The sequence below is a fragment of the Actinoallomurus soli genome, from assembly GCF_024055715.1.
GTDB lineage: Bacteria > Actinomycetota > Actinomycetes > Streptosporangiales > Streptosporangiaceae > Actinoallomurus > Actinoallomurus soli.
This window is the reverse complement of the sequence record NZ_JAMXMV010000007.1, coordinates 322,381-334,674: the sequence shown is the minus strand read 5'-3', so window position 1 is coordinate 334,674 and position 12,294 is coordinate 322,381. Positions and strand designations below refer to the sequence as shown.

The following is a 12,294-nucleotide window of genomic DNA, read 5'->3' as shown; positions in this document are numbered from 1 at the left end:
TCAGCCGATGCTGTACGAGAAGTTGTTCACGGCGAGGCCCACGCCGCCGACCCACGGTTCGAAGCCTGCCTGGACGCTGGTGATGTACCAGGAGCGCTGCGCGTAGCCGCGCCGCACCATGTCGTCGTAGAAGGTGTGCACCGGGAAGGAGGCCGAGGAGGTCGGGGAGGTGCGGACGTACGACACGACGTTCCAGCCGCTGTTGCCGTACCAGACGTCCCAGGTCCCGCCGGCGAGGCTGACGGTGGCGACCCTGGAGCCGACGGGCTGCACCGAGCCGGTGTGGTTGAGCCAGACCATCAGCTCCGCGCCGGTGTTCTGGCCGTTCGTGCGGGCCGTCGGGTCGAACCAGATGTCGTACGAGGCGTCGTAGACGCCGGAGCCGGGATAGGACATGCTCACGCTGGTCTGGATCGTGTTGAACCGGCTGTCGTCGGCGCGCAGGGGCAGGCCGCTTCCGGTGGAGCAGTTCCCGTAGTGGCAGCCGGCGTAGATCGACGGGTACGCGCCGGGCGCGCCGTTCTGCGGCTTGTTGTGGCTGGCGGTGGTGACCGAGAACCCGGTGCTGGTGACGTTGATGCACTGGGTCGTGCTGTCGCCCCAGTTGTTGTTCTGGACGACGTACCGGTTGTTCTGGATCTTGGTCGAACCGTACTGCGCGCAGATCTGGGTGTCGGCGTGCGCCGGGATGCCGGCCATCGCCGGGGTGAGGACCGAGCCGGCCAGCGCCAGGGCGACCGCGATGGCTCGACGTCTCATGGTGACCTCCGGGGGTCGCGAGCGGGTACGGGGACCCGTCCGGACGCCGGGCGTCCGGCCGGGCTGGGAGCGCTCTCAGACGCCCGGGATGCTAGCCCGGCACCGGGCGGGGCGCACGGTTCCACGGCCTCGCCTCCCGGTGATCGGCGAGGCGCCGGCGGCCCGACCAGTCCGGATCGCTCTGTGTGTCCGCAGGCCGCGTGAAAGTCCTTTCACGTCAGGGGACGACCACGCCGAGGCCGGGGTGGACGCGGTGGGCCGCCGGGTCGAGGAGACGTGCGGCGGCGACCGGGGCGGGGAGGTCCTCGGCGGCGGCGAGCGCGGCGATCGCGCCGGCGACGGCGGGGGCCGCGAAGGACGTGCCGCTCCAGACGGCGTATCCGGTGAAATCGTCGGGGTCGATCCCGGCGACGCGCGGCCGGGGTCCGTCGAAGCGGACGAAGCAGCTGTGGACGTCGACGCCGGGCGCGCAGGCGTCCACCCACGGGCCGTGGTCGGAGAACGCCGCGCGTTCGTCGCCGTCCAGCGCGGCGACCGCGATCACGTTCTTCAGGGCGGCGGGCCAGAACGGCCGGTCGCTCGCGTGGTTGCCCGCGCACGCCACGACGACCGTACGGCGGCCGAGTGCGGCGATGGCGCGGGCGACCAGGGGCGAGGGGCGGTCGTCGTACGTGTGGCATCCGAAGGACAGGTTGACGACCTCCGCGCGTCCCCAGCCGGCCAGCCAGGCCAGGGCGTGCAGGACGCCGAACTCGTCGCCGACGCCATCGCCGCCGATCACGCGCTTGGCGCGGATCCGCGCCGACGGCGCGCGGCGCAGGACGACGCCGGCGACGAACGTCCCGTGCCCGGCCTGCGCGTCGAGCGTGTAGTCCAGGTCGGCGTCCAGGACCTCGGCGACCTCCTCGCGCTGCTCGGCGTACCACGGGGCGGAGGAGTACCAGGGGTGCGGTGACAGTCCCGTGTCGAGGACGGCGACCGTGACCGTACGGCGGGCCGTCGCGTCGGCGACCGGCGCGCCGCACGCCGGCGCGGGACGCGGCGCCCCCGCCGGGCCGCTCCACCACATCGGCTGCCCGTGGACGAGGTGGTTGGGCGCGACGGCCGGCCGCCGGTGCGGCGCGCCGGCGGACAGCCGGGCGGCCAGGTCGCACACGTCCACCTTCGCGCCGGGGCGCAGCAGCAGGCGGACCACTCCCGGCCCGTCGTGCCGCGCGTCGTACCAGCGGCGTACGGCGTTCTCGACCGCCGGCGCGTCACGGGCCGCGACGAGGACCTGGTCACGGCGGACGAGCGCCGGACGGCCGGGGAGCGCCTCGACCACGGTCGCGTCCCGGTGGCGGCTGAGGAGCCGTTCGAGCCGTGCGTCCTGATCGGTCACTGGGGCACCTTCTCGGCGTGTCCGTGTGATTACTCATCGTCGCCGGACGATTCAGTGTTTCCGTACGAGCCCGGCGGTGGGCCGGTCCTCGGCCGCCGGGGCCCGGCCACCGTGGATCGCGAGCGGATCCGGCCCTGGCGGGTCCTTGTGGCCGGGGCGGCGCGAGGGGACTCTGGGGTGATGAGAACGGCGGCGGAGCGCGCGGAGCCGAGCGGTTCCGCGCCGGACGAACGCCCGCCCACCGCGAGGGGCGCGCGCGCCCGGCCCCGGCTGGCGGCCTTGGTCGCCGGGGCGCTGCCGGTCCTCGCGTTCCCCCGGGCGGGGCTCGACTGGCTGGCCTGGGTCGCGCTCGTACCCGGCCTCCTGCTCGTACGGGCCGCGGCGACCGGCCGGGAGGCCGCCGTCCGCGGCTGGTGGTTCGGCGCCGGCTTCCTCGCCGCCGCGCTGTACTGGCTGATCCCCGACCTCGGCCCGGCGCTCGTGCTCGTGGCCGCCGGCGCCGGCGTCCTGTGGGCCGGGTGGGGCTACGCCGCGTGGGCACTGCTGCGGCCGGGGCGGCTCCTCGCGGCGGCGGTCGTGGTCCCGAGTGCCTGGGTCGTGGGGGAGTGGGCGCGCTCCTGGCACGCCCTGGGCGGGCCGTGGGCGCTGTACGGCGCGACGCAGTGGCGGCATCCGGCGGTGCTGAGCCTGGCCTCCCTCGGCGGCGTCTGGCTGGTGACCTTCGCCCTCGTCGCGGTGAACGTCGCGGTCGCCATGGCCCTCGTCACCCGGTCGGCGCCCGCCGCGATCCTCGCCGTGCTCCTGGCGTTGTCCGGACCGGTCCTGTACACGTCGTCGTCGTCGGCCGCCGGCCGGCCGCTGCGCGTCGCCCTGGTGCAGCCGGGCGTCGTCGACGGCCCGGACCGCCGGTTCGCCGAGGGTGAGCGGATCACGTCCGAGCTGCCGGCCGTCGACCTGGTCGTCTGGGGAGAGAGCAGTGTCGGGTTCGACCTCGACCGGCGGCCCGATCTGGTGGCGCGGCTGACGGCCCTCGCGCGGGCGCACGGTCCGCTGCTGGTCAACCAGGACGCGCGCGACGCGTCCGGGCGCATCGCCAAGAGCGCGGTGTTCATCGGGCCGGACGGTGTCCGGGGCCGGTACGTCAAGAACCTGCTCGTGCCGTTCGGGGAGTACATCCCGCTGCGCCGGGAGCTCGGCTGGATCGCCCGCGTGAGCCAGGCGGCGAAGGAGGACCGGCTCCCCGGTACGGGCCTGGTGCTGATGCGCGCGGGCGGTGGCCCGGACGCCGTGACGTTCGGGCCGCTGGTGTGCTTCGAGTCCGCGTTCCCGGATTTGAGCCGGGCCGTCGTGCGGCGCGGCGCGCGGCTCATCGTGTACGAGTCGGCGACCTCGTCGTTTCAGGACAGCTGGGCTCCGGCGCAGCACGCGTCGCTCGGCGCGCTCCGCGCCGCCGAGACCGGGCGTCCGGTCGTGCAGGCCGCGCTCACCGGGGTGTCGGCCGCCTTCGACGCGAAGGGACGCTGGCTCGCCTGGTTCGACACCTCGCGCCGCGGGTCGGTGGTGGCCGAGATCACGCCTGCCGGGGGCCGTACCCCGTACGACCGGTTCGGCGACTACGTGCCCTGGCTCGCCGCCGGAGTCGTGCTCGTCAGTGGAGGGTTCGCTGTACGGAGGCGACGCGGCAGGTGATCTTCCCGCTGTAGGTCTGCACGCCGTTGGCGGAGAACCTGACCTTCGCGCCCGGCGCGACCTTCGTCTCGGCGTGCAGCGCGGTGTCGACGGGGTTGCCGCCGCCGTCGAGGATGTCGACCTGGACGACGTAGCCGGCCGTACGGCCGGCCGTGTTCGTGATCACACCGTGGATGAGACCGGCGTGCAGTTTTCGGCTAAGCACACAAGAGGTGAGTCGGACGTCCTTTTCCGGCGGCCCGGCGGGCGAGCCGCCGTGTTCACCACCGCAGCCGGCGACGAGCCCCGCGATCGCGGCCAGGACCAGGGCTCTTCGCATGCGGCAGTCTCCTCGGATGTCATCAGCGAACTACGCGATGGCGCCTGTTGATCGCGCCCGGCCGTCGAGCCTACCAACGAGTAGGAAACGCTCCGAGCCCGGCCGCGAAGGGGATCCGGGCTGGTGCGACTGGTGATGATGAGGCACAATAACCAAGCGGTCATCTACCTGGAGCGCCGAGGACGTAGGGGAAGACGAACCTCGCAACGTTCCCAGGAGGTCCGGTGTCCGCACGTGGCGTTTTTTACGTCCACTCAGCGCCACCTGCGCTGTGCCCGCATATCGAGTGGGCCGCCGCAGGTGTACTCGGCGTGCCCGTGTCACTGCCGTGGAGCGATCAGCCCGCGGCGCCGGGCACGATGCGCGCCGAGCTGTGCTGGGAGGGCCAGCCGGGCACGGCGGCCGGCATCGTCTCCGCGCTGCGCCAATGGCGGCTGCTGCGCTTCGAGGCGACCGAGGACGCCAGTCCGGGCTGCGACGGTGTCCGCTACAGCTTCACGCCGTCCCTGGGCGTGTTCGCGGCGGTCATCGGCGCCAACGGCGACATCCACGTGCCTGAGGACCGCCTTCGCTCCGCCATGGCCAACGCCCTCGCCGGCAAGGCCACGTTCGAGCACGAGGTCGACCGCCTCCTCGGCAAGCCCTGGGACGACGAGCTCGAGCCCTTCCGCCGGGCCGGCGACGGCGCCCCCGTCCGCTGGCTCCACGCGGCCGGCTGACGTCTCCATCGGGAGCCCTCGCCGGTCGGGAACACGGCGGGGGCTCCCCACGGATGCCCGCCGATTCTCCGCCGAGCGCGTGGCGGAGTTCCGGAACCGGATGGTCCTGCCCCGGGACGACATTTCTCTAGAAGAAGTCGATCTTGGTGGGGAATGGCTCCTATCATGACGGATGGCTCGGCGAGAACGACCACACACGGCGTGTCGGCCGGGTTGACCACGCCCCCGCCCCATTGACGACATGTGACCGGTCATGGGACGCCCCTGAAATCCGGCGACGGTGGTCTGCCCTGGTGCCCCTGTGCGGTCGGCGTGCCCGACGCATCGAACACAGGTGAGGGGTGGCAGTGGCCTCTGGAGTCCATGTCGCCGTCCCGCATACGTGGACGGCGTCGGGTGCCGGGGTCTCCGGGGCGGCGGAGACGTTGCGGGGCAAAGTGGACTGGCTGTGTGATGAATTGTCCGCGGCCGGGGGAGCGTGGGGTAGCGACGATATCGGCGCCGCCTTCTTCAACGGAGCGGAGGGATCGCCCGGGTTCGGTGTCTCCCGGCGGGCGGTGTTGGCGGATCTGGCGGACATGGTCAATCTGCTGCAGGCGACGGGTGGGTCGTTGCGGTTGGCCGGTCACGTGTTCGCGTTGGCCGAAGAGGCCGCGACAGTGGGGGCGGCGATCTCGAAGGGGGCCGACGCGGGAGCGACGTCGGTCGACGATCCGTACGTTCTGAAGGATCAGGCGGATTCATGGGCCGTTTCGGATCCGGCGCCGCCTTGGTATGACCAGCTCTTCGGCTTGCTCGAGGTATTGGTCGGGGGCGTCCAGTGGCCGGATGGGCACCTGGAGGGCCTGGCGCGGATACGGGATGCGTTGCGGGACGTCGGGCGGGCGTGCGTGAGATGTGCCGATGAGGTGGACGGTCACGCGCGGAGAGTGACGGACAATAACGCGGGGGAGGCGGTGGAGCGGTTCGCCTCCTTCGCCGCGGCGCTGCGGGGTGGTGGGGAGGAGAGCGGACTGCTGTGGCTGGCCGGCAGCTGCGATCGGCTGGCCGATTCGGTCGATCACCTGATCACGTCGAAGAAGGCAGCGCGGTGGCAGTTCTCGTTGTCGTTCGCGTTCATGGCCGCGGTCCTGTTCATCTCCGTGTGGAATCCGGGGGGAATCCCGGAGGCGCTGGCGGCGATCCAGCGGGAAGGGCTGACGCTCAAGGCCTTCTTGCTGGCGATCGCCAAGGCGGTGATGTACAGCGGCGTGCTGGATCTGATCGGGCAGGGCGCCCGGGGCGAGTTCAGCTGGCGGGAGTTCCTCACGGCGGTCGGTGAGGGCGCGCTGGCGGGCGGGTTGATGCACGGGGTGGCCGGGACGCTGGGCGCCAGGGCCGCTCACGCGGCCGGTGCGGCCGAGGCCGGCAGGCAGGTGGCCCGGATCGATCGCCTGGCCGCGGCGTTGAGCGATAAGTGGCTGGGCGCGGGCGGGCTCCGGGGCTGGTCGTCTCAGCTGGCCTTCAACGGGCTCACCGGCACGGCCGGGAACGTCGCCGCCCAGTACGCGGTCGAGGGCAGGGCCGACTGGAAACACGCGGCCGAGTTCGGGTTCGGCATGGCCGGGCTCGGCTCGTTCGGGCAGGCCGGCAGGCATCTGCTCGGACAGGCCGGGATCCACCTGCCCGGCGCGCCTCACCCCGCCGGCGGCGAACCCCCGACCGGCGACGGCGACCGGCCCGGGAACGAGGGCGGGCGGCCCGGGAACGAGGGCGGGCGGCCCGACGTCCCGCCGGTGTCCGCGGACGGCATCGTCAATACCCGAGACGACTACACCGAGGTCTCAGCCGGCGGGGTGGGTTTCCACCTGCGAGGCGAAGTCATCGGCTCGTCCGACCCGACCGTCACCACCAGCGGCGGCGGCCATGACCGCGGGGAGACCGCACCCGCCACCTCCGCCGGGACCGGACACGGCGGATCGGCACCCTCCTCGTCCGGGACCGGCCACAGCGGATCCACCGGCTCTCTGGCCGGAGCCGGCCCCGACTCCGCCACCGCGCATCGTCGGCTTCCCGCTCGGACCGACACCCCCGCTCCCCATCCCGCGATCAGCACGAACGGATCAAGCGGGACACCGGAAGGGCCGGGTCCGCTGATGCCCTACTCCGGATCCCACGACACCCCGCCCGGAGCCGCCGGCATCACCTTGGCGAGCGTGCGGCCGACGACCCCCACCATGACCCCGGCTCCCAGCACACCGGCCGGCGGACCCGGCGGCGTCCCCACGACACCGACCGGGCCAGGCGCCATTTCGCCGACCTCCGAGCCGGCCCCGAACGACGATCGCACCGGCGTGGTCCGGAACGAGGCTCAGGCCCTCTGGCAGCCCACCGAGCCGGCCGGGACGGGACCGGACGGGCCGTCCAGGGCCGTGCCCACAACGCCGGACCCGGCGGCCGATCCGGCGGCCGATCCGGCGGCCGATCCGGCGGCCGATCGCCTGGCCTCCGCGGGCCGGCCGGCCGACCGGGAAGATCCGCTCCGCGCCTCCGGTCGCTCCGGCGCTCCCGAGGCCGCTCGGCCGGGGACCGTACAGGCTGAGGCCGCCTCCGGGACGACGACGGCGACGACGGTGGAGACGGCCCGGCCGGACGCCGGCGCGTCGTCCCCGGACCGCGGCTCCAGTGCGGCATCCCGCCCCGGCGGAACCTCCGAAGCGGGCCGGAAGGATCCGTCGCGGACCTCCGAGATTCGCCTCGATGAGGAGCTTTCGGACCGGCCGCACGGCCCGGCAGGTCAACCGGAGACCCGGGAACCGGGACCCTCCGCGCCGCCGGCCCACACGTCCGATGCCCCCGGCGCGGCCCCGGACTCCGGTCGCGCGACCGGATCGGCAGGGACACGTGAGGCCCTCGATCGGGAGATCGCGCGCCTGGAGCTGGAACGGCTCCGGCTGGCGATGGAGCGGGACGGGGATGCGTTCGCCGGCGCCGCCGTGCTGCACCATCACGATCCCGATCCACAGATCGCCGCCCTGGACGACGCGATCGTGCGGAGGCGCGCGGAACGGGACGCCCTCGGGGCGCCCGGAATCGCCGGGCCCGAGAGCGAGGTGGTGTTCACCGCCGGAGGTTCGGAGGTCCTGCGCGTCGCGCCCGGGCACGAGGTGCTGCTGGGCCGGTCATCCGAATCACCGCTGTACCCGCACTCCCGAAGCGCGACCTCCGTCTCCCGCCGGCACGCGGTGCTCGAGGTGGACGACGAAGGGAGGATGTGGGTCCGCGACATCGGCTCCAGCAACGGCACCTACATCAACGGCCGGCGGATCGAGCCGCACACACGGGCGCCGTTGCACCCCGGCGACCGCCTGCGGCTCAGCAACAGCTACGAGCTGAAGGTTCCGGAGCACGCGCCGGCCCCGGCGGAAGCGCAGTCCCGGCAGGCCGACCCGGCCGAGCGGGGCGGCGCCGCCCGGGAACTCCGCCACGACGACGGCTCGGCCGGCCACGAGAACGGACACGGCCCGGCGGCACCGGAGCCCGTGGCGCACGCCCCGGCGGCACCGGACCGCGGCACCGAGGCCGCGGGGCGGCGGGTCGCCGAACAGTACGGTCTGACCTCGGTCTCCGGCCAGGACGCGGCCCACTTCTTCCACGCTCTCACGGAGATCGTCGGCCCGGGCGGAGAACACCCGCTGGGCGCCGGTCCGCTGACCGACCTCGCTCACGAGGTCATCGGACCGGACGCCTCGATCATCGACCTGCTGAACCTCCACCACGACGCCGTCCTGCTGGGGCACGAACCGTGGCGGGCCCGGGACCGCGGCGAGCTCGTCGAGATCCTGAGTTCGGCCTACGACCCGCCGGTCGACGACGCGTTCGAGAGGATCGGACGCGGCCTCGCCCGTACCGCTGGGATGCACGGGCTGACCCCCGCCGAGGCGAGGAGTCTGGGCATGATCCAGAACCACCTCACTCAGGGCTCCCCGGCGACGCGGGCCAGCTATCGCCGCTTGGTCGAGGTCGCTCACGCGGCCGGGCTCGGCGACGCGCGTGCGCACGAGGCGGGATTCGGTGAGCGGAGCGACCGGGAGGCGGTGCTGCGCCTGGCACGGCTGGTCGACGGCGATTCCAGAGCCGTCATGTTCGGGCCGGAGCATCTCATCGAACGGCTGCGCGGCGAGGAGCCCCGTCTCATCCCCGAGCCGGTCCGCCTGCCCGCCGCGGCCGGGGGCGGGACCTCGGCACGGGTCCTCGCGGATCACTACGGGCTCTGGTACGCCGACGGCCGCATGACACGCGCGGTCCACGACCTGACCGTGCTCAGCGATCCGGGGTACGACCCGGCGCGAGGTCCCGCGCGTGACTCCCATCCGCTGCGCGACCTCGCGCGCGACGTCATCGGGCCCGATGCCACGGTCCCCGACCTGCTGGACCTCCACGAAGGCGCCCTCGAGATGGGTTTCGAGCCGTCGTACGCGCGCAGTCGTGCCGAACTCGCCGACCTGCTCACGCTGGCCCGCCACGACCTGCCGGGCTTCCGGCTGGATCGGCAACGCGAGGCGTTCCGGTCGACCCGGGACACGTTCGGGATCCCGGAGCGGGACGATCACACGGTCCGGGTGGTGAGCGCCCTCGAACGGGTCGAGGTACCGGATCCCGGAGCGGCCGAGCGGGACCTCGAGTTCGCGGCACACGACGGTGAGCTGGGGATCGGAACCCAGGAGAGAATGGCGTACCGCGGGCCGCGGCCGGGAGACGCCGTCCTCTACGCTCTGGCCCGCGGTGTGGCCCGTGATCTGGCCGTGCGGGACATGATCGAGCTGTACAAGTACGCCGAGGAGAAGTCCTTCCCCGGTCTGCGCGGCGACTACGAGGACGTGCTCGCGGCCTTGCGGCGCGCCCACCGCGAACTGGGCCCCGACCTGCTGATCGCCCGCCGGATCGCCGGCAGCCTGGGCCTCGGCAAGGACGAGCCGACCGTGCGCGCGGTGGCCGAGCTGAATCACGCGACCGACCCCGGTGGGGAACGAAGCCTGCCGCGTGGCGTCGGCCGTCTCGGCGGGCTGGCGAGCCAGGTCCGTCCCGGCCTCTCGGTGACCGACCTGATCGCTGTCCACCGGCACGCGGGCGCCGAGGTGCGCGGGCGGCACGGCGACCTGGTCGAGCTGGTGCGGGCGCTGCGGCGCGCGGACGGCGAACTGCATCCCGCGTCCCCGGCCACGCAGCCGCCGTCGGCGCTGCGCGCGCTGCCGCGGGTGCCGGCGAGCCCACGGTTCCTGCGGAACGACGCCGGTCCGGTCGAACGCCGGCCGCTGTCGGCGGGTTCCCCGCCGTCCGGTCCGATCGACTACACCGCCGCCGCGCAGCGGAGAGCCCCCGGTCTCGACCGCTGGATCAGGACGTACCGCGAGGAAGAGGAGGCACCGCACTACTGGGGCGACAGCGGTGACTACTGGGGCGAGCCGATGAGGCCGCTGGAGGTCGGCTGGCGGCTCGACCGGAACGCGCTGTTCCGCGGAGACCGCCGCGGACCGGAAATGATCTTCGAGGAGGGCTTCGCGATGCCGCAGCGGGGCTACGCCTCCCACCCGGAGCTCATCTGCACCTCTCGACTGGTGGACACCGCGATGGAGTTCGCGCGGCAGTTCAGGCGCGAAGGCGACGACCGGTGGGTGTACGTGATCGATGCCCCCGGTGGTTATGACATCGGTGGCGGACAGGACGAGGTGACGTTCATCGGCGGCATCGACCGGCGGTACATCGTCGGGGCGTTGCGCATTCCGGGCGACGTGCCGATGCGAGCCGGCGTCACTTACGACGGCCGGGTCTTCTTCCCCGACCGGCCGCAGGACCAGGCCGAGTGGATCCCCAACCCCCACTACCGACCGGATGAGGAATCCCGCCCGAGCACGCGCCGCCGCGACGCGTGATTCCCTTGAGGGAATCGCGAAGGCGCAGGTCGGTGGCGCAGACTGCCCTGCGTGAGCAACGAACTCGATGTGAAGGCACTGGCCGCCCGCTATGTCGCCCAGTGGAACGAGCCCGATCCGGCGACGCGCAGCGCGATGATCCGCGAACTGTGGGCGCAGGACGGATTCCAGGTGCTCGTCGACCCGCCCCAGGAGATCCGCCAGGCCGCCACGGCCCTGGCCTTCCCCGCGCCGCCGTTGGAGGTTCGCGGCCACGCCGCCATGGACGCCCGGGTGTCCCGCGCGTACGAGATGTTCGTCGCACCGGGCGAGCACGTCTTCGAGGCCGCGGCCGATGCCCGCGTCCTGCTGTCCAACGTGATCGGCGTCCGGTGGTCGATGACGTCGACGCGCAGCGGTGAGGCCGTCGGAGGCGGCCTGGACGTCCTGGCCCTGGACGACGACGGCAGGATCCGCGCCGACTACCAGTTCATCGGAGCGAGCTGATGCGCTTCACGAGGATCGTCCGTACCGAGGACGGCGGATCGGCCTTCGAGGAGGACGAGATCGCCCTCGCCGAGCAGCACGTCGCCGAGGGAACGCCGCCGATGGCCGTCGGCGGCCTGCCATCCGCGGGTGGAGTGCTGTTCCTGCGCAGCGCCGAGTTCGACAGCGCACCGCACCCGGCACCGCGCGAGCAGTGGGTGGTGATGCTGCGCGGGACGATCGAGGTGGAGGTCAGCGGCGGTGACCGGCGCCGTTTCGGCCCGGGTGACATGGTCCTCGCCGCCGACACCGAGGGGCGGGGCCACGTCACCACCGGCGTCGGCGCCCCGCCGTTCGAGGCGCTCTTCCTCCCGGTCTGACCGATGGGTGGCGGGGGCACCACCTGGCGCACCCGCCACCCGCCACCCGCCGCACCGCCGACGGCGCCGGACGGATCCGGCCGCGGAACGCCGGCGGGACCGCGGCTTCGCTCACCTGCGGGCGTCATCGCGCGCCTCCGCATCACGGTGCGGGACCACGCCTAAGCGAGCCGGTCCCGCTCTTGCCGGCGCAGCCGCGCGCCGTCCTCCACGTACCTGAGCAGCAGCCGGGCGAACTGGAGCCGCTCTTCCACGGGCCAGTCGCCGGTGATCTGCTCGAACGCCTTGCGCTGAGCCTTCGCGAAACCATCCCGCGCGGCTGCACCCTCCGGGGTGATCTCGAGGACGGTCCGCCGACCGTCCTCCTGCGAGGCCGTACGGAGCAGGTATCCGGCCGCTATGCAGTCGGAGACCATGCGGCTCGCCACCGACTGGTCCACGCCGAGTTCCTCGGCCACGCCGCCGACGGTCATCTCGCCGTCCCCGGCGCTGACGATGTTGAGGATGAGATTGCGGGACCCGTCCCTGCGCGACGTGGGCACGCGCCGTCGCAATCGGGAGAAGGCCGGTCCGATGCCGTCGAGTATGGCCTCGTCCTCCGGGTCCGTACCGCTCGTCACGCGCACATCTTAGGGCGGGTACCTGCTTGCAGTCACGAAGGTGCATGCGG

9 protein-coding genes are annotated in these 12,294 nt (G+C 73.1%); 5 read left to right on the top strand and 4 right to left on the bottom strand.

All coding sequences use genetic code 11. The annotated features are described in order from the left end of the window. Together NDW01_RS20255 and NDW01_RS20250 are read right to left on the bottom strand one after the other, a co-directional pair. Positions 1-759: a GH12 family glycosyl hydrolase domain-containing protein gene (locus NDW01_RS20255; RefSeq protein ID WP_252822798.1), complete on the bottom strand. Its 759-nt coding sequence runs from the start codon at positions 757-759 to the stop codon at positions 1-3. A gap of 217 nt (positions 760-976) precedes the next feature. Next, positions 977-2,140 carry a S8 family peptidase gene (locus NDW01_RS20250; protein WP_252822796.1) on the bottom strand — a complete coding sequence of 388 codons (1,164 nt, stop codon included), beginning with the start codon at positions 2,138-2,140 and terminating at the stop codon, positions 977-979. Positions 2,141-2,320: 180 nt separating this feature from the next. Here NDW01_RS20250 and lnt point away from each other — a divergent pair, with 180 nt between their 5' ends. Beyond that, a complete protein-coding gene (gene lnt, locus NDW01_RS20245) occupies positions 2,321-3,829 on the top strand; it encodes an apolipoprotein N-acyltransferase (protein WP_252822794.1) in 1,509 nt (502 codons plus the stop codon). Here the strand turns inward: lnt and NDW01_RS20240 are convergent. Next, on the bottom strand, positions 3,789-4,148 hold the full coding sequence (locus tag NDW01_RS20240) for an FxLYD domain-containing protein (RefSeq protein ID WP_252778564.1): 360 nt from the start codon (positions 4,146-4,148) through the stop codon (positions 3,789-3,791). The two genes, lnt and NDW01_RS20240, sit on opposite strands and share 41 nt — an antisense overlap. 224 nt (positions 4,149-4,372) lie before the next feature. Between NDW01_RS20240 and NDW01_RS20235 the strand changes: the two genes are divergently transcribed. The 4 genes from NDW01_RS20235 (at position 4,373) to NDW01_RS20220 (ending at position 11,624) form a co-directional block, all read left to right on the top strand. Continuing rightward, positions 4,373-4,867, top strand: a complete 495-nt coding sequence (locus NDW01_RS20235) for a DUF3145 domain-containing protein (protein ID WP_252822792.1) — start codon at positions 4,373-4,375, stop codon at positions 4,865-4,867. Positions 4,868-5,796: 929 nt separating this feature from the next. Continuing rightward, the gene (locus NDW01_RS43880; RefSeq protein WP_252822790.1) at positions 5,797-10,779 is read left to right on the top strand and encodes an FHA domain-containing protein; all 4,983 of its coding nucleotides are present in this window, start codon (positions 5,797-5,799) and stop codon (positions 10,777-10,779) included. Positions 10,780-10,830: 51 nt separating this feature from the next. Then, positions 10,831-11,265, top strand: a complete 435-nt coding sequence (locus NDW01_RS20225) for a hypothetical protein (protein WP_252822788.1) — start codon at positions 10,831-10,833, stop codon at positions 11,263-11,265. After that, positions 11,265-11,624: a cupin domain-containing protein gene (locus NDW01_RS20220; RefSeq protein ID WP_252822787.1), complete on the top strand. Its 360-nt coding sequence runs from the start codon at positions 11,265-11,267 to the stop codon at positions 11,622-11,624. The genes NDW01_RS20225 and NDW01_RS20220 overlap by 1 nt, the downstream gene beginning before the upstream one ends. Positions 11,625-11,785: 161 nt before the next feature. On the opposite strand, the gene NDW01_RS20215 is transcribed toward NDW01_RS20220, so the two are convergent. Beyond that, complete coding sequence (locus tag NDW01_RS20215) at positions 11,786-12,244, bottom strand: MarR family winged helix-turn-helix transcriptional regulator (RefSeq protein ID WP_252822785.1); 459 nt, start codon at positions 12,242-12,244, stop codon at positions 11,786-11,788. Positions 12,245-12,294 lie beyond the last annotated feature (50 nt).